The sequence below is a fragment of the Hydrocarboniphaga sp. genome, from assembly GCF_028291725.1.
In the GTDB taxonomy this organism is placed as follows: Bacteria; Pseudomonadota; Gammaproteobacteria; order Nevskiales; family Nevskiaceae; genus Hydrocarboniphaga.
The window spans coordinates 17,690-34,380 of record NZ_JAQGNT010000009.1; the positions used below are offsets into that span (position 1 = coordinate 17,690).

General features: G+C 66.7%; 14 protein-coding genes. 6 read left to right on the forward strand and 8 right to left on the reverse strand.

From position 1 onward, the window contains the following. Nucleotides 1–72: 72 nt before the first annotated feature. The 3 genes from JWQ90_RS02315 to JWQ90_RS02325 all read right to left on the reverse strand — a co-directional run bounded on the left by JWQ90_RS02315 (nucleotide 73) and on the right by JWQ90_RS02325 (nucleotide 3,151). The gene (locus JWQ90_RS02315; RefSeq protein ID WP_299688750.1) at nucleotides 73–783 is read right to left on the reverse strand and encodes an SDR family oxidoreductase; all 711 of its coding nucleotides are present in this window, start codon (nucleotides 781–783) and stop codon (nucleotides 73–75) included. A 10-nt stretch (nucleotides 784–793) separates the two neighbouring features. Then, nucleotides 794–1,561 (reverse strand): SDR family NAD(P)-dependent oxidoreductase, encoded by a 768-nt coding sequence (locus JWQ90_RS02320; protein ID WP_299688753.1) that lies wholly within the window; start codon nucleotides 1,559–1,561, stop codon nucleotides 794–796. Nucleotides 1,562–1,720: 159 nt separating this feature from the next. Then, entirely contained in the window at nucleotides 1,721–3,151 is a 1,431-nt protein-coding gene (locus tag JWQ90_RS02325; RefSeq protein WP_299688756.1) for an MFS transporter, read from the reverse strand. Between the two features lie 384 nt (nucleotides 3,152–3,535). On the opposite strand from JWQ90_RS02325, the gene JWQ90_RS02330 reads away from it, so the two are divergent. From JWQ90_RS02330 to JWQ90_RS02355, 6 genes are all read left to right on the forward strand, one after another. Continuing rightward, nucleotides 3,536–4,729 carry a sulfotransferase gene (locus JWQ90_RS02330; RefSeq protein WP_299688759.1) on the forward strand — a complete coding sequence of 398 codons (1,194 nt, stop codon included), beginning with the start codon at nucleotides 3,536–3,538 and terminating at the stop codon, nucleotides 4,727–4,729. Continuing rightward, the gene (locus tag JWQ90_RS02335) at nucleotides 4,726–5,943 is read left to right on the forward strand and encodes a hypothetical protein (RefSeq protein WP_299688762.1); all 1,218 of its coding nucleotides are present in this window, start codon (nucleotides 4,726–4,728) and stop codon (nucleotides 5,941–5,943) included. The genes JWQ90_RS02330 and JWQ90_RS02335 overlap by 4 nt, the downstream gene beginning before the upstream one ends. A 153-nt stretch (nucleotides 5,944–6,096) precedes the next feature. Then, the gene (locus JWQ90_RS02340) at nucleotides 6,097–6,351 is read left to right on the forward strand and encodes an SDR family NAD(P)-dependent oxidoreductase (RefSeq protein ID WP_299688765.1); all 255 of its coding nucleotides are present in this window, start codon (nucleotides 6,097–6,099) and stop codon (nucleotides 6,349–6,351) included. 14 nt (nucleotides 6,352–6,365) lie between these two features. After that, nucleotides 6,366–6,881: a nuclear transport factor 2 family protein gene (locus JWQ90_RS02345; RefSeq protein ID WP_299688769.1), complete on the forward strand. Its 516-nt coding sequence runs from the start codon at nucleotides 6,366–6,368 to the stop codon at nucleotides 6,879–6,881. After that, nucleotides 6,878–7,648, forward strand: coding sequence for an SDR family oxidoreductase (locus JWQ90_RS02350; RefSeq protein WP_299688772.1), 771 nt, complete (start codon nucleotides 6,878–6,880; stop codon nucleotides 7,646–7,648). Before JWQ90_RS02345 ends, JWQ90_RS02350 begins: the two co-directional genes overlap by 4 nt. Nucleotides 7,649–7,685: 37 nt before the next feature. Further along, nucleotides 7,686–8,471, forward strand: a complete 786-nt coding sequence (locus JWQ90_RS02355) for an SDR family NAD(P)-dependent oxidoreductase (RefSeq protein WP_299688775.1) — start codon at nucleotides 7,686–7,688, stop codon at nucleotides 8,469–8,471. A gap of 104 nt (nucleotides 8,472–8,575) precedes the next feature. Here the strand turns inward: JWQ90_RS02355 and JWQ90_RS02360 are convergent, their stop codons facing one another. From JWQ90_RS02360 to JWQ90_RS02380, 5 genes are read right to left on the reverse strand one after another with little or no spacing between them, the layout of a single operon-like run. Next, the gene (locus JWQ90_RS02360) at nucleotides 8,576–9,307 is read right to left on the reverse strand and encodes an MgtC/SapB family protein (protein WP_299688778.1); all 732 of its coding nucleotides are present in this window, start codon (nucleotides 9,305–9,307) and stop codon (nucleotides 8,576–8,578) included. Nucleotides 9,308–9,354: 47 nt separating this feature from the next. Then, on the reverse strand, nucleotides 9,355–10,830 hold the full coding sequence (locus tag JWQ90_RS02365) for a patatin-like phospholipase family protein (RefSeq protein ID WP_299688781.1): 1,476 nt from the start codon (nucleotides 10,828–10,830) through the stop codon (nucleotides 9,355–9,357). Nucleotides 10,831–10,841: 11 nt separating this feature from the next. Next, the gene (locus JWQ90_RS02370) at nucleotides 10,842–13,949 is read right to left on the reverse strand and encodes an efflux RND transporter permease subunit (protein ID WP_299688784.1); all 3,108 of its coding nucleotides are present in this window, start codon (nucleotides 13,947–13,949) and stop codon (nucleotides 10,842–10,844) included. After that, a complete protein-coding gene (locus JWQ90_RS02375; protein WP_299688787.1) occupies nucleotides 13,946–15,073 on the reverse strand; it encodes an efflux RND transporter periplasmic adaptor subunit in 1,128 nt (375 codons plus the stop codon). Before JWQ90_RS02375 ends, JWQ90_RS02370 begins: the two co-directional genes overlap by 4 nt. Nucleotides 15,074–15,101: 28 nt before the next feature. After that, nucleotides 15,102–16,595 carry an efflux transporter outer membrane subunit gene (locus JWQ90_RS02380; protein ID WP_299688790.1) on the reverse strand — a complete coding sequence of 498 codons (1,494 nt, stop codon included), beginning with the start codon at nucleotides 16,593–16,595 and terminating at the stop codon, nucleotides 15,102–15,104. Nucleotides 16,596–16,691 lie beyond the last annotated feature (96 nt).

A 16,691-nucleotide genomic window follows, 5' to 3' on the forward strand; every position in this document is an offset into this window, starting at 1 on the left:
GCGGTTTGTTCTCTCTAAACCGTTAGCTCGAGCTTACCGGCAAGCGCCGGCCGCCCGCTCGCTCCGCTAACTTCAGTGCATCGGAACCAGCGCCTCGTAAGGTGTCGGCGTCAGATGCTGGCCGCCGTCGGCGTACAGCACATGGCCAGTCAGAAATCGCCCGGCCTCACCAATCAGCAGCATCACGGCGCCGCCGATGTCATCAACCGGGTCGCCCATGCGCTGCATCGGCGTGCCGGCGATCAGCGCGTCCACGGCCTCGGGCGCCGCCAGACGCAGGCGGCGAAAGTTCTCGGTATCGGCGGCCGGCGCGAGCGCGTTGACCAGGATGTTGTACTGGCCCCATTCCTCGGCGGCACTGCGCGTCAGCGACTTGATCGCCTCGCTGGCGGCGACGGTATCGGCGGCCTGGCGATTCAGGCTGTCGCCGAGTGTCGCGACCAGGTTGACGATGCGGCCCGACTGCTGCGCGCGCATCGCCGGATAGACCGCCTGCATCATCCACAGCACGCGCTGCGCGTCCGGCGCGACCGCGTCGGTCTTGCTTTCCAGCGGCGCAAACGCCGCGGTCTCGTCGCTCGCGTTGACCAGAATGTCGATCCGCCCGTAGTCGGCGAGCGCGGCAGCGGCGACGCGCTCGGCCGCGGCTTTCGACTCCGGCATCGCATCGACCGTGATCACGGTCGCGCCTTCGTTTTTCAGTCGCGCCGCGATGCCGGCGCCGACTCCGGCTCCGGACCGGGCTTGCGTGACGATCGCCACGCGCTGGTTCAAGCGTCCCATGTCGTTTCTCCTATTCCGGCCGCTTCAGGTGAAGGCCGCCATCGGCAAAAAAGGCCTGGCCGGTGATGAAGCGCGCGTCCTCGGTCAACAGGCCGGCGACCAGCGCGCCCAGATCTTCCACCGGCTTGCCGAGGCGGCGCATCGGGATGGCCAGCAGCGTGCGCGCCGCCATCTCCGGGTTGTTCTGCATGTAGACGATGGTCGCGGCCGATTCGCAGGCCGGGCAGATCACGTTGACGGTGATGTTGTAGCGGCCCCACTCACGTGCCGCGGACAAGGTCAGCCCGCGGATCGCCTCCTTGGTCGAGTTGTATTCGGCGCTGAGCTTGGCGCCGTAGACCGCGCGCCGCGAACCGAAGTTGATCACCCGCCCGCAGCCCTGCTGCCGGTAGTGCGGGAACACCGCATTCATCAGCCAGCGCGAGGCATGGAAACCGGAGGACAGCGCCTTGTCGTAGGCGTCTTCGGTCTTGTCTTCGACCGCGACCCATTTCCATTCGGCTTGCGCGTTGTTGACCAGCCCGTCGATGCGGCCGTAGCGCTCGGCCGCGACGCGGACCACCGACTCCGCCTGTTCGCGAACGCCGACGTCGGCCTGCAGATAATCGGCTTCAAGCCCGGCCTCGCCGAGCTGCTGCATCGCCTTGCTGCCTTTGTCTGCGCTGCGCGAACAGAACACTACTTTGGCGCCATCGGAGGCGAGCTTCTGCACGATGCCGAAACCGATGCCTTCCGAACCGCCGGTGACGATGACGACCTTGCCGTCGAGTTGAGCCATTGACGCTACTCCTGCTTGAATTTGTTAGTTCGTAGGTCGGCAATCCTTTGCCGACGTGAGGCAGCGATTGCGCATCGGAGCTGCACGTCGGCAAAGGATTGCCGACCTACGACATGCGATCCGATCAATGTAGGGTGGGCCATCGTCACGGTGTCGAATTTAGCGAGCCGCCGCATTGAGTATCGGCACTGACGATGCCGTGGGCTTACGGCCGCTGCGCGGCAGCGTCAGCGATACCAGAAAGCCGATCACCGTCGCACTGGCCAGAACGGCAAACGTCAGACCGACCGCCGACGGCGCCGGATAATTCGAGCCGTTGACCGACACGCTCTGCGTGCTCAGCAAAAACGCGCAGAGCTGGGTTGCGACCGCGAAGTTGGCCTGGCGCAGCACCGCAGTCACGCCATTGGCCTCGCTGGTGCGATCCAGCGGCACCGATTCGGCCAGCACCAGCGGCGTCGCGCCGAGAATCATCACCGAGCCGACCGATTGCAGCAGCAGCATCGACACCAGCAGGCCGAGATGATCCTGGCCGAGCGCCATGCCGACCCAGCCGAGCGCGGCGATCAGCGCGCCGGCCTGCAGCGCGCGCCGCGCGCCACGGCGGTTGGCGACGAAACCCGTTGCGGTCCCGCCGAACAGCGCCATCAGCTGGGCGCCGAACATGATCGTGCCCGACAGCGTCGCCGACAGCCCGAAGCCGCTGCCGGCGGCCGGCGTCTGCTGCAGCAGCATCGACATGAACGGGCCGACCTGGAACACGCCATAGGCGGAAATGATCATCACCAGGTTGGCGAGCAGCACCTGGGGGTTGCCGAGCAGGCGCACGTCGATCAGCGGATACGGCCGGCGCCATTCGTGCCAGAACCAAACCATGCCGATCAGCATCGCGCCACCGATCAGCGCCGCGATCCGTGGATCGCCGATGCCCCAGTACTTGATCTGCCCGATCGCAAACAGGCAGCCGGCGATCATCGGAATCATCAGCATGCCGCCCAGCAGATCAAGGCCGCCCAGCGGCTTCGCTGCGCGCGAGCGCGGGATCGCCACGATCGAGACCCCGATCGCGATCGTCGAGGCAATCGCAGCGAACGTGAACATCAGATGCCAGGGCATATGGTCGGCAATGAGTCCGCCGACCAGTACGCCGACGCCGGTCGCGATACTCGCCGTCGCGGCGACGAAACCCGAACCCATCGTCTGGTGGCGAGGCTCGGTATGTTCGCGCAGCAGGCCCAGGCACAACGGCAGAATCGATCCGCCCAGACCCTGCAGGCCGCGGCCGATCAGCAGGCCTTGAATATTCGGAGACAGCGCGCTGACGATCGATCCGATGGTGACCACGAACAGCACCAGCGCGAGCATCATGCGCCGGCCGTAGAGATCGCCGAGCCGCGCGATCAGCGGCGTCAGGCAGGCCGAGACCAGCATGTAGATGGTGATGATCCAGCCGACCAGGACCGCGTCGCCGATCTGGTGGTAGAGCAGGCCGATCGCGCCGTAGATCATCGAGGTCTCGAAGGCGGCGATGGTTTCCACGTACATCAGCGCGGCGATCAACAGCCACGGTCTGGCCTGCATCTGCGACATCTTCATCTCCTCCGAGATCGATGGCCTGGCGGCTCAGAAGGCCGCTCAACTAATACGGTGACACAGTGATATCGCGACATTCGCAACCCACCGTCATTCCCGCGAAGGCGGGAATCCAGGGTCCCGAGCCCTTATCTACGAACTCTGGATTCCCGCCTACGCGGGAATGACGTGTCGAAATTAATGTGCCGCGCTACTGGTAGCGGCGAGAATGATGTAATGGTGCACTATTAGTCAAGACGCTAACCGCTCGATCTGCGAAAACAGCTCGTAACAGCCGCCGTGTTGCCGCTGTTGCATTAATTAAGTGCACTATTTATGCTCGACGCAGACCAATAGGCGGGCGCCCGCGGCGACCCTCCCCATCATGCGAGGAGACTAGCAATGCCGAGCCGTGCCAGCGCCCAGGATCTGATCACCGCTGCCGAACAAGCGACCGGCCTGAACCAGTGGGGCGACCAGGACTTTCGCACCGGGCTCGCATTGTTCATCGCCGCCGCGCAGCGCGAGGCGCGGATGTCGGATCTCGGCTGGCAGCGCATGCTCAGCCGCATCGACGGGCTGCTGAAGAACCGGCTGCGCATCATCGACTATCGCGCGAAGCATCCCGAAGTCGCGGCGCAGACCATCACGCGCCCGATCTTCATCCTCGGCCTTCCGCGCAGCGGCACCTCCAACCTGTTGTCGCTGCTGTCGTTCGACCCGGCGCATCGCGTACCGCGGATGTGGGAGATCTACCGCTCGGTGCCGCCGCCGCAGCGCGAGACCTACGAGACCGACCCGCGCATCGCCGAAGTGCAGCAGCTGCTGAAGAGCGACGGCTTCGATTCCGAAGCCCTGCAGGCGACGCATCCCTTTGACTCAAGGCTGCCGGAGGAATGCGGCTTTATCTTCGAGCACACGTTCGCCTGCATGGTGTTCCCCGCCTACGTCAATGCGCCGAGCTTTGCCGATTACGCGATGAACAAGGCCGACTGGCGCGGCGTCTATGGCTTCCACAAGCAGTTCCTGCAGAACCTGCAGACCGCCTACGCCGGCGAGCGCTGGGTGCTGAAGACGCCGGAGCACTCGCACTTCATCCCCGATCTGCTCGCCACCTATTCCGACGCGATCCTGCTCTACACCCACCGCAGTCCCTCGGCGGTGATGTCCTCGCTGGCCAGCAACATCACCGAGCTGCGCAAGCTGTGGTCCGACCAGGTGGACCCGAACGAGGTCGCGACCAGCTTCCTGCAGGCCGAGGCCGAAGGCGCGCGGCGCATGGTCGAGGCGCGCAAAGACCCGGCGATCGATCGCCATTTCTACGACATCGACTTTCAGGATCTGATCGAGCATCCGGTCGAAGTGATGCAGCAGCTATATCGCCACTTCGACCTGCCCTACTCCGAGGCGACACGCGCAGGCTTGCAGCGCTATGCCGACCATGAGGCGAAGAAAACCCACGGTCACGGCAAGCACAAGCACGCACTGGCCGACTACGGCTATGCGCCGGCGCAGATCGATCAGGCATTCAAGCTCTATCTGGAATGGTACGCGGCGAATCGCGATCGCATCCGCCTGACGACTGCCTCGGCATGAGCGCCGTCGAGCTGACACCGGGCGCCGCGATCTCGCCGCTGATGGAAGCGGCCTGGCGGCGTTACCTGCAGGGCCTGGAGCAATTGCGCCAGCGCATCTTCGCAACCGAAATGCACTGGCGGCCGGAGACGCACGCGGCGGCGCATTATTTCCTGATGAACGCGCAGGCCTCGGCCTTCACCACCTGCTTTGCGCCCAAGCAGGCGTATCCCACGTTCTACGTGCATAGCACCTTCGAGCCGAACATCTTCACCTGGACGCTGCCGAACCCGGACTTTCATTACCGCTGGGCGTTCATCGACGGCAGCCGCACTTACCGGATCTGGGGCAAGCGCGGCAGCAGCCTGTGGCTCGACATCCAGGTGATGCGCAGCCACTGGTGCAACGACAATCCCAGCGTGCTCGGCAACTACGACGCCGACCAGGTCAAGGATGCCGAGGGCAACTTCGAGTACATCCTCAGCGCCGAGCCGCAGCCGGGCAAAAACTGGATCAAGCTCGATCCCAGCTCACGCAACAACGTCGTACTGGTGCGCGACACGCATTACGACTGGGTCAATACCACCGCCGCCGAGATGCATATCGAGCTGTTCGACCAACGGCCCGCGGGCCCCTGCTTCCTGAGCGAGGCCGAGATGGCGCAGCGCCTCGACGGCTGCCTGCAGATGTTCAATTTCGTGATGGATCATTTCCAGCCGCACATCACCACCAATCCGCAGCGCACCGGCATCAATGTGTTTCACCAGAGCACGGTGAACACGGTCGGCGGCTCGAACCCGGTCGCGGTTTATCTGCTGTTGCCTTATCTGATCGAGGCGGACGAGGCGCTGATCATCGACGTCGAAATCCCGCAGACGATGTACTGGAATATCCACCTCGGCGATGTCTGGGGCGGCACCTCCGATTACGTTCAGCACCAGAGCTGCCTCAACGGCGCGCAGGCGCAGGTCGATGCCGACGGCCGCTGCCGCCTGGTGCTGTCGGTAGCCGATCCGGGCGTGCCGAACTGGCTCGACGCGATCCACTGGCTGCACGGCATCGCGCAGTTCCGCTGGTACAAGACCAGCAAGGTCTGCGTGCCGACAGTGCGCAGGCTCAAGCTCGCCGAGCTGCGCGCCTCGCTGCCCGCGGGGACGCCGACCGTGACAGCGGAGCAGCGCAAGCGAACCGTTAGCGCCAGGCGCGCGGCGGTGATGCGCCGTTATCACTACTAGCGGCTCGTAATCGATGAACAGCATCCAAACACGAGCGGCACCTGTAGGAGCGGGTCATACCCGCGACTGTGCCGTTCAAGGCCGGAGTCGCGGGTATGACCCGCTCCTACAGCGGCGGCGATTAACGTGCCGCACCAATAAGCGTACCGACATATGGATCTCGGCCTGAAGAGCAAAATCGCAGTCGTCGCCGGAGGTAGTCGCGGCTGCGGACGCGCGATTGCCGAAGAGTTGGCCAAGGAAGGCGCGCACATCGTGCTGTCGGGCCGCAATCAGGAGCCGGTCGATGCCGCCGTCGCCGCAATCACCGCCGCCGGTGGAAGCGCGGTCGGTGTAATTGCCGACATGACCGAAAAGGCCGGTGCAAAACTCATCCTCGACGGCGGCTACACCAAGAGCCTGTTCTGACCCAGGAGAGAACCGTGTCCGCCAGCACTCGTCTCGAAGCCGCACTCGACCGGCAGGAAATCGCCGAGTTCGTCGTCACCAACTCCATGCTCGCCGACGGCGGTGCGCCCGGCGACTGGGAGCGCTATCGTCAACGCTACGCCGAGGCGATCACCATCGACTACAGCAGCACGCTCGCCGATCCGCCGAAAGAGATTTCGCGCGACCTGCTGATGCCGTACTGGAAAAGCCTGATCGACGCTTTCGACATCACTCAGCACATCGTCAGCAACCTCGTCGTCACGCTCGATGGCGACAATGCCAGCTGCCGCTCCTACGTCATCTCCAATCACCGCATCGGTGGCGACGTCTGGAGTTGCGGCGGCATTTACGATCACGGCCTGCGCCGTGCAAGCGGCACAGACGGCGGCTGGCTGATCACGGCGCAGCGCTTCAGCTCGCTGTTCGAAACCGGTGATCGCAGCGTGTTCGAACGCGGCATCGCCAAGGCCATCCCCTCGCCGCTCAAGCAGGCCGCCGCAAAAGCATGAGCAGCCCCGCGCCGAACTTTGAAGGCAAGGTCGCGATGATCACCGGCGGCGGCTCCGGCATCGGCCGCGCCAGTGCGCAGGCATTTTCCGCCGCCGGTGCCAAAGTTCTGGTCGCAGATCTGGACCCGATCGCCGGCGAAGCCTGCGTTGCCGATCTGCGCTCACGCGGCGGCATCGCCTTGTTCGTCCGCACCGACGTCACGCGTGCCGAAGACGTCGATCACGCCGTGAACCTTGCAATGCAGACCTGGGGCCGGCTCGACTGCGCGCACAACAACGTCGGCGGCGGTGTCAGTCACCTCGATCTGCTCGACGACACCGAAGCGCAGTGGCTGCGCACGCTCGATCTGAATCTGGTGAGCATCTGGCGCTGCATGAAGGCACAGCTGCCGCCGATGATCACCGCTGGCGGCGGCGCCATCGTCAATACCGCGGCCGCGGCTGCGTTCAAGGTGGTCGATGCGGCGCCGGTGGCGTATTCGGTGGCCAAGGCCGGCGTGGTGCACCTGACGCGCATCGCCGGCGTGCGCTATGCCGCGCAGGGCGTGCGTATCAACGCGGTATCGCCCGGCTTGACCGAAACGCCCGGCGCAACCGGCAGCCTGCAGGAACATGAAATCCGCCAGGCCGCGACCGCGCTGCACGCGATACCGCGCGCCGGCCAGCCGCGGGAACTCGCCGATGCCGTGCTGTGGCTATGCTCGGATGCCGCGTCTTTCATCACCGGTGTCACCCTGCCCGTCGACGGCGGTATGGTCGCGAAGTAGCACACTGGATTGCTGTTCCGTAGAAGGACTAAAAGCCATGAACCGTCTCAAACAAAAAGTCTGCATCGTCACCGGCGGCGCACTCGGTATCGGCCGCTCCGCGGCCCTGCTGATGGCGGCCGAGGGCGCCAAAGTCGCCGTCGCCGACATCGACCTTGCTGGCGCAGAAGCGGTGGCGGCGACGATCCGACAAGCCGGCGGCGACGCCATCGCCTTGCCGCTCGATGCGCTGCAGGAAGAGTCGATCGCCGCGATGGTGAAGGCCACGCAGGCCGCTTATGGCCGCATCGACGTGCTGCACAACAACGTCGGCTTCACCGACGGCCGCCGCGACAACACCGTGCTCGGCATGGACTGGGATTACTGGGACACGGTGATCCAACTCAACCTGAAGAGCACCGTATTCGCCGCGCGCTGCGTGCTGCCGCTGATGATCGAAAACGGCGGCGGCTCGATCATCAACACCGCGTCGATGGCCGCGGTCCAGGGCATGACGCAGCCGACGATGTACGCCACCGCCAAGAGCGGCCTGATGGCGTTCTCGCGCAGCGTCGCCGTGCAGTACGGCGCCAAGGGCATCCGCTGCAACACCATCGCGCCGGGCATGATCATGACCACGCGCGCGCCGAACTGGCCCAAGCCGATGCTTGAGGTGTTCCGCAAGCACACACCGGTACCGCGCTTCGGCCTGCCCGAAGACATCGGCCACCTGGTGGTCTACCTGGCCTCCGATGAATCGGGCTACGTCACCGGCCAGCTGTTCCAGGTCGACGGCGGCGTCGGCATCATGAACCCGACCACCGCCGATCTGCTGACGCTGTAGGTTGGGGTGAGCGGCAGCGAACCCCAACGATCACTGCCGCAATGTTGGGGTTCGCTGCCGCTCACCCCAACCTACGGGCTACGGGCTGTAGCGTTTCGCCTCGCTCAGTTGCGCACCGGCGCGATGCTGAATCCGGCGATACCCTCGGCCGAGGCGATCTCCTCGGCAAGCGCGGACGGCAACGTGGCGCGCGAACGGTCCAGGGCCACGACGCTGAATCGCCACACGGGGCGGCTGTCGGCGAAGGTGATGCTCAGGCTGTTTCGAAGCACCCGGTAGCCGTGCGACTCGGCGATGCCGGACATCTCGTCGAACGACGCCGGGCTGGCCGGCCGGAAGGTCAGCGTCACGTCCAGCGTCGAGCGACCCGGAAGGAGGGCCTCCAGTCGGTGCATCGACATCGACAGCATGCATAACAGGGCGAGCAGCAACGCCGCAGCATAAAAGCCGACGCCGAGCAGCACGCCGATCGCCGAAGCCGCCCAGATCGACGCAGCCGTCGTGAGGCCGCTGATGCTCAGGCCGTCCTTCATGATGACGCCGGCACCCAGGAAGCCGATGCCGGTCACGATGCCCTGCACCACGCGCGTCGGATCGGCCTGCATATGCGCGGCGGTGCCGCCGTACCACAGCGACGCGTGGCCGACGAACACCGTGAGCGCCGTCGAGGCCATGCAGACCAGGCCGTAGGTGCGCATGCCGGCGGCGCGGCCGTTGAACGAGCGCTCGTAGCCGACCAGCATGCCCAGCAGCAAGGCGCCCACCAGGTTCAATCCGATGAAGGCGTTCGCGGCGAGGAAGGCGCCGCTCCAATAGTGGTGCAAGTCTCCGAGCATGTTCTTTCAGCAGCCGTTACTAATACCAACGCAAGTAAAGCCCCGCATCACGGCATATCCGCAAGGGCGACTTCCGGCTCTGCCGCCAAACTGCGGCGCAGCCGCTGAAACTCCGGCGACTCGCGCAGCGCCCGCCGGCCGGCGATCTGCAACTGGCGAACCTGTATGGGCAGGATCGTGAATGCGGTGGGCACGTTCATCAGCGTCCGCCGAACCGCGGGGTCATGCAGTCCGCGCAGACTGACGTTGATCACATGGATCTCGGCGTCGGGTGCGAACGGGCTGCCGGGTCGGCTGCGGTCGGCCGCGAGTTGCTCGGACAGCCGGCGCGCGACGTCGTTGACGATCTCGGTGGTCTCCGTCGTCACACGCGAGCCTGCGCCGAAGATCAGCGAGTCCATCACCTGGCCGACGCCGGGTACACGGTCGCTGGTGTCGATGCGCTCGGCGGTGTCGCGTTCCGAGTTGACGCTGATCAGCACGATCCTGTGCACCGATCCCGGTGGCAGGGCGCCGAAGCTCGTCTCCAGCGAGCCGCCTGCGGTCACGCGATCGACCAGGCTGCGCACGCCGAGGTTATCGACCAAGCCTCCGTCGACGAGATGGATGTAGGGACGCTTGGCGGAGTCCCTGCAGCTTTGCGCGATGAGATTCAGCAGCCGCGCCGACAGGTTGCCGTCCGCGGGCAACTCGTACAGCGGTGCGGATTGCGGGCAGCTGCCCGCGTAGTTGTGCACCGTAATCGGGCTCAGCAGGATCGGCACCGCGGCGGAGGCGGCGACTGCGAACGACAGCGGGACGCTGTCCAGGTCGGAGCAGATCAATGCGAACTGCTCGGGCGTGAACTCGAAGGGCGCGCCGGTGCTCAGGTCGGTAGCGGTGACGAGCAGCTGCGGCTTCGGGCGCTTGCGCCGCAGATCGCCGAAGCTCATGCCACGAAACACCGGGTCCAGGCGCTGCGCGAGGATATCGCTACGGCCCCACCAGGGGGAGGTGAGACTGTACAAACTGCTTGGCGAGGTCAGATCCCCCACCAGCGAGGACTGGAAGTTCACCAGCAGGAAGTCGTGCTCGAAGCGCGTGAAGGTCTCGTCCCCAAACGCCGCGTAGTAGGCCGCCAGGACGCTGCCGCCGGAGACGCCGCTGACCAGGCCCACTTCATCGAGCAAGCTCGTCTGGCGTCCTTCCCAGGTGAACTGCGTTTCCTTCAGCTCCTGCAGCACGCCGAGGCCAAACGCCGCCGCGCGCGCGCCGCCGCCGGACAGCGTGACCGCGGCGATGATCGAAGGCGTAGTGCGCGCACCGCCGGCTGCGTCGACCGCGGGCGCGGCGATCGGGGTTGATGCGCCCGGCGAGTCCGCCGTGATCGGCGGGTTCATCCAGGGCCGTGTCGTCGAGCAGGCGGCCAGCAGCAGTGCGGCGGCGCTGACCACGGCGCCCCGCCCCCACGCGCCGCGCCGATTTCGCGGCGAGGCCGATATCGCGCGGATCATCGCAACGAGCAGACAGAGACGGAGCGCCATGACCGACACCGTCAGGATGCCAGCGCAATATGGCCGGTAGTCGGGCCCGGAACCGGGTCGGTGTCGCCGGCCGGCTGATGGCGGCGGACCTTGAACCATGCGGCGTAAAGCGCCGGCACGAAGAAGATCGTCAGCAAGGTCGCGATCGTCAGACCGCCCATGATCGCGATCGCCATCGGCCCCCAGAACACGCTGCGCGTCAGCGGCACCATCGCAAGCACCGTGGCCAGCGCCGTCAGCAGTACCGGGCGGGTCCGATGAATTGCCGCGTCCAGCACCGCGTTCCACGGGTCGCGGCCTTCGGCGATTTCGGTCTGCACCTGGTCGATCAGGATCACCGAGTTGCGCATGATCATGCCGCCGAGCGCGATGATGCCGAGGATCGCGACGAAGCCCAGCGGCGCCTGGAACGCCAGCAGCGCGGGCACCACGCCAATCAGCCCCAGCGGCGCGGTGAGCACCACCATCCACATGCGCGAGAAGTCCTGCAGCTGCAGCATCAGCAGCAGCAGGATCGCCCCGATCATCAGCGGCGCCACGGCTAGCAGCGCCTGGTTGGCCTTGTCGCTCTCTTCCACCGCGCCGCCGACGTCGATGCGATAGCCCGAAGGCAGTTTCGCCTCGATGTCCTTCAGCAGCGGCCGGATCTCCTGCGTCACCGAGACACCCTGCTCGCCGTCCTTCACGTCGGCGCGCACGGTGATCGCCATGTCGCGGTTGCGGCGCCACAGCACCGGCTCCTCAAGCTCATGACTGACGCTCGCGACCTGCGACAGCGGCACGACCGTTCCCTGCCGGGTATAGATGTTGATGTCCTTCAGCGTGTCGAGGTCCAGCCGCTCCTGCGGCACCGCACGAGCCACGATGTCGATCAGGTCTTCGTGCTCGCGCAGCTGCGACAGCGTCGCGCCGTTCATCACGGTCTGCGTCACCAGCGACACGTCGGCCGGCGAGAGGCCGAGGGCGCGCGCCTTGTCCTGGTCGAGCTGCACTTTCAGCGCGCGCACCGGGTCGTTCCAGTCGAGCTGCACGTCGCGCACCTTGGGGCTGGCGTTCACCACTTTTTCCACCTCGCGGGCGATGCCGCGCACCACCTGCGTGTCGGGGCCGACGACGCGGAACTGCACCGGGTAGCCCACGGGCGGCCCCAACTCCAGGCGAGTGACGCGCACCCAGGCCTGCGGGAACTGCTGGTCCACCGTGGCCATCAGCCGCGAGCGCACCTGCTCGCGCGCCTCCAGATCCTGGGTCATCACGACGAACTGGGCATAGCCCGCGTTCGGCAGCTCAGGGTTGAGCGCGAGGTAGAAGCGCGGCGCACCGGCGCCGGTGTAGGCGGTGAAGAACTTGACGTCCTGGTCCTTGGCCAGCACGGCTTCCATCTTCTTCACCTGCTCGGTCGTCGCTGCGAACGACGCACCTTCTTTCAGGCGCAGGTCGACGATCAGCTCGGGCCGCGAGCTGCTGGGGAAGAACTGCTGCGGCACCAGCTTGATGCCCACCAGCGCGACCGCCAGCGCCGCGACCGTCGTGCCGATCACCAGCCAGCGCCGCTGAATGGCGAGGTCGATGAGCCCGCGCAGCTTGCGATAGAACTTTGAATCGTACGGGTCGCCGGCATGATGCTGGCCGAAGTCCTTCGGCAGCATCTTGACCGCCAGGTACGGCGTGAAGATGCCCGAGCAGATCCAGGACAGCAGCACCGCAGCGCCGACGATCCAGAAGATGCCGCCCGCGTACTCGCCGGTGGTCGATTTCGACAAGCCGATCGGCAGAAAGCCGGCGGCGGTGATCAGCGCGCCGGTCAGGCGTGGCATCGCGGTGGACTGGTACGAGAAGGCGGCTGCCTTCACACGATCCCAGCCGCCTTCCATCTTCACCACCATCATCTCGATGGCGATGATCGCGTCGTCCACCAGCAGGCCGAGCGCGATGATCAGCGAGCCCAGCGAGATGCGCTCCAGGTTCCAGCCCATCGCCAGCATCACCAGCGCAACGCCGCCGAGCACCAGCGGCACCGACGCCGCAACCACCAGGCCAGTGCGCCAGCCCAGGCTCGCCAGGCTCACCGCGATCACGATGATCAGCGCCTCCATCAGTGAGCGCTCGAAGTCCCAGATCGCGTCCTTGACGGTGGTGGGCTGGTCGGCCACGCGCTCCAGCTCCACGCCATGCGGCAGCTCGGACTGGATCTTCGCGACCGCATCGTCCATCGCCTTGCCGAGGTCGACGATGTTGCCGTCGTCGGTCATCGAGATGCCGAGCATCAGCACCGGCTGGCCGTTGTGGCGCACGGTGTAGGTCGGCGGATCTTCGTAGCCGCGCTGCACGGTGGCGATGTCGCCGAGCTTGATCGTGCGGCCGTCGGCCGCGATCGGCAGCTTGCGGATGTCCTCGTCGCTGGCGAACTGGCCTCTCACGCGCACCATGACGCGGTCGCCATGGGTGTCCACCTGGCCCGCGGGCAGCATCGCGTTCTGGCTCTTCAGGCTTTCGGCGATCGCCAGCGGCGTGATGCCGAGTGCGGCGAGGCGCTCATGCGAGAACTCGACATAGACGCGCTTGGCCTGCTTGCCGATCACGTCGACCTTCTTGACCATCGGCACCTTCAGCATGCGGCGCTTGATGTCCTCGGCCGCATCCGTCAGGTCGGCGTGGTTGATGCCATCACCTTTGACGGCGTACATCAGGCCGTAGACGTCGCCGTATTCGTCGTTGACGATCGGGCCGATCACGCCATCGGGCAGCTCCAGTCGCAGGTCGTCGAGCTTCTTGCGTGCCTGGTACCAGGCCTCGCGCTGGTCGGCCTTCGAAGTGCCGCCCTTCACGGTCAGCGTCATGCCGCCGTAGCCTTGCCGGGCGAAGGTGACCACCTTCTCGAAGTGGTCGATCTGCTCGAACTTCTTCTCCATGCGGTTGAGCACTTCGTCTTGCATCTGCTGGGCGGTCGCGCCCGGCCAGGAGACGCCGGCGGTCATCGACGGCACCGAGAAGTTCGGGTCTTCGAGCTGGCCGAGTCGGGTGAAGCTGAACGCGCCGGCCACCGCGACGACGAGCAGCAGAAACAGGACGACGGCGCGGTGGCGCAAGGCCCAGTCGGTGAGGTTGAAGTGGTTCATTGGGCCACCTGCGTGTTGTTGGTTTCAGCCAGCGCCGCAAGCGGCAACGAGCCGGGCAGCGCGACCTTCAATCCGGGAGACATCTTCTGCACCCCGGCGGTGACCACCTGCTCGCCGGCCGGCGGGCCGGACACGAGCACCTCGTCGTTGCGATAGCCATGCACCGACACACCCATCAGCTCCACGGTGCCCACCGGCTCCTGGCCCGTTCGCTTCACCACCCATAGCGCCGGCTTGCCGTTGTTTTGGGTGATGGCCGCGGCCGGAATAGCGGCCACCGGCGTTCCTGACATCACGCGGTCGGCCACCAGTGTGGCGGTGGCGCCGAGCGGCAGCGCGCGGGCGTTCACCGGCTTCAACCGCGCGCGGTAGGTGCGCGTCTGGGCCGCAGCCTGCGGCGACAGTTCGCGCAGCGCGACGTCGAAGCTGTCGCTCGGCGCGCTCGCCAGCGATGCCTTGAAGCGCGCGGTCTGGAAAGCGGCCACCTGGTCCTCGGGCACATCGACCACGATCTCGGGCTCGCCGGGGTTAGCGATCGAGACCACCGGCAGTCCTTCGGCCACCACCTGCCCGACCTCGAAGCGCAGAGCGGTGACGACGCCGCTACGCGAGGCGCGCAGCACGGTGTACTTGAGCCGGTTGCGCGCGAGTTCGAGTTTGCGCGCCTCGGCCTCGGCCGCCGCGTGCGCCGTGTGCGCAGTGGTGGTGGCGCGCTCGTCGTCGGCCACGCTGACCGAGCCGTCGCTCTTGAGGTCGCGCAGGCGCAGCTGGTCCGAGTCGGCCTGGCGCGCCTGGGCGACGGCGGCGGCATATTGCTGCCGCGCCGCGTCTTCGGCGAGCCGGTAGTCGGCGTCGTCGAGCACGGCCAGCACCTCGCCTTCGGTCACGGACTGGCCGACGTCGACCTGGCGCTGGACCACCTTGCCGCCAACGCGGAACGCCTCGTCCACTTCATGCCGCGACTGCACCGTCGCCACGTAACGGTTGGCCTCGCGGGCCTGGTCGTAGCGGAGTTCGGCGGTACGCACCGGCCGGGGCGCCTGCACGGGCGGCGGCTCCGTGCTGCAAGCGGCAAACATCGCGGCGATCGGCAACGCGACGATCGCGCCAAAAAAGTTCTTCATGACAGTTTCTCGTGATGGGCAAAGGGGTTTAGGAAAGCGGGCGGGCGGCGTTGTCGGCGGCGGGTTCGAAGGCCTGCCAGCCCCCGCCCAGCGCCTTGTAGAGCTGCACGCTGTCGAGCAGCAGCTGGGTGCTGCCGTCGTTGGCACTCAGACGGACCGCCAGCCGCGCGCGCTGCGCATCGAGCAGCGGCAGCAGATCGATCTGGCCGCGGTCGTACAGCGATTGCGCGCGGCCCAGCGCCGCTTCCGCGGAGGCGGCGGCGGCCTGCAGCGACTGCGAGCGCTGCCGTTCGGAGGACAGCGCGACCAGCGCGTTCTCCACGTCCTCCAGCGCGCGCACCATGCCGTCCTCGGCGCGCAGCACCGCTTCGCGCTGGCCGCTCTCGGCGGCCTCGTTCAGGGCCTGCGTGCGGCCGGCGTTGAAGATCGGCATCGCCAGCAGGCCGGCCACGTTGGTGTAGCGCGCGGCGCCGAGGCCGATGCCGTTCAGACCCAGGTTCTGGCTGCCGAACGACGCGTCCAGAAACAGCCGCGGGAACCACTCCGCCGCGGCCTGCTTGCGGCGCGCATTGGCCGCATCCAGCTGCGCCATCAGGGCCAGCACGTCGGGCCGGCGCTGCAGCAGCGTGGCGGGCTGTCCCGGCTGCGCCTGGGGCACGATCGCGTCGCCGCGCCAGGGCTCGATGCGCGCCGCGTGGGAGGCCTGGTCGCCGATCAGCACGGCGATGCGGTGCCGCGAGACCGCCACAACCGTCTCCAGCGGAGGGATCTGCGCGCGCGCCGATTCGGCATCGGTCTGCGCACGCTCCACGTCGAACGAAGTCGCCAGGCCCGCGCGCTGGCGTGCCTTCACCAGGCGCAGTGTCTCGTCATGGGCGGCGGTGATCGCACGCAGGGTGTCGAGCTGGCGCTGTGCGCCGACCAGCGTGAAGTAATTGCTGGCGACATCGGTCATCACCAACAGGCGCACGCCGCGCACGCCGTGCTCGGCGGCCAGCGCATCGGCGGCGGATGCGGCCGCACCGGCGCGCAGGCGCCCGCTGAGGTCGACCTCCCAAGACACGTCGAGACCGGCACTGGCGCTTTTGGTGTCCGGCAGGAGCTGCTTCACGGCATCGCCGTAGCCGCTGCTGCGGTCGCCGGCCGAGCCGACGGCGCTGACGCTGGGCATCAGGAAGGACCGGCTGACCGTCACGCCGGCACGTGCGGCGTGCAGACGCTCGGCGGCGATCTTCACGTCGCGGTTCTCGATCGCGGCACGCCGTACCAGCTCGGTCAGGATCGGGTCACCGAAGCTCTCCCACCAGGCGGCCTCGGGCTCGATATCGGCGACCGTGCCGGCGACGAACTGGGCCGGCACATCGACCTGCGCATGGGAGATCGGCGTGGAGCAGCCGGTGAACACCAGCGCGAACGATGCGGCCAGCGCCGACATGGCGACACGGCCGGCCAGCTGACCGGCAGCTCGGACGGTCTTCGGCCCGGCAGATCCGGACAGCGGGCTTGCTAATGGAGGTGACATCGGAATGGACTCGTGTGGATTTGATGGGGTCAGCGTAGGGCTCGATGCACGCGAAGTTGTCAGCGTTGCGTCGCGATTCGGTCGCCGTGCGGGCGG

Excerpts from the sequence above, each read along its gene's own strand:
- JWQ90_RS02370 (WP_299688784.1), bottom strand. The coding sequence starts at position 13,949 with ATGAACCACTTCAACCTCACCGACTGGGCCTTGCGCCACCGCGCCGTC.
- JWQ90_RS02365 (WP_299688781.1), bottom strand. The coding sequence starts at position 10,830 with ATGGCGCTCCGTCTCTGTCTGCTCGTTGCGATGATCCGCGCGATATCG.
- JWQ90_RS02320 (WP_299688753.1), bottom strand. The coding sequence starts at position 1,561 with ATGGCTCAACTCGACGGCAAGGTCGTCATCGTCACCGGCGGTTCGGAA.
- JWQ90_RS02355 (WP_299688775.1), top strand. The coding sequence starts at position 7,686 with ATGAACCGTCTCAAACAAAAAGTCTGCATCGTCACCGGCGGCGCACTC.
- JWQ90_RS02360 (WP_299688778.1), bottom strand. The coding sequence starts at position 9,307 with ATGCTCGGAGACTTGCACCACTATTGGAGCGGCGCCTTCCTCGCCGCG.
- JWQ90_RS02380 (WP_299688790.1), bottom strand. The coding sequence starts at position 16,595 with ATGTCACCTCCATTAGCAAGCCCGCTGTCCGGATCTGCCGGGCCGAAG.
- JWQ90_RS02340 (WP_299688765.1), top strand. The coding sequence starts at position 6,097 with ATGGATCTCGGCCTGAAGAGCAAAATCGCAGTCGTCGCCGGAGGTAGT.
- JWQ90_RS02325 (WP_299688756.1), bottom strand. The coding sequence starts at position 3,151 with ATGTCGCAGATGCAGGCCAGACCGTGGCTGTTGATCGCCGCGCTGATG.
- JWQ90_RS02375 (WP_299688787.1), bottom strand. The coding sequence starts at position 15,073 with ATGAAGAACTTTTTTGGCGCGATCGTCGCGTTGCCGATCGCCGCGATG.
- JWQ90_RS02330 (WP_299688759.1), top strand. The coding sequence starts at position 3,536 with ATGCCGAGCCGTGCCAGCGCCCAGGATCTGATCACCGCTGCCGAACAA.
- JWQ90_RS02350 (WP_299688772.1), top strand. The coding sequence starts at position 6,878 with ATGAGCAGCCCCGCGCCGAACTTTGAAGGCAAGGTCGCGATGATCACC.
- JWQ90_RS02315 (WP_299688750.1), bottom strand. The coding sequence starts at position 783 with ATGGGACGCTTGAACCAGCGCGTGGCGATCGTCACGCAAGCCCGGTCC.
- JWQ90_RS02335 (WP_299688762.1), top strand. The coding sequence starts at position 4,726 with ATGAGCGCCGTCGAGCTGACACCGGGCGCCGCGATCTCGCCGCTGATG.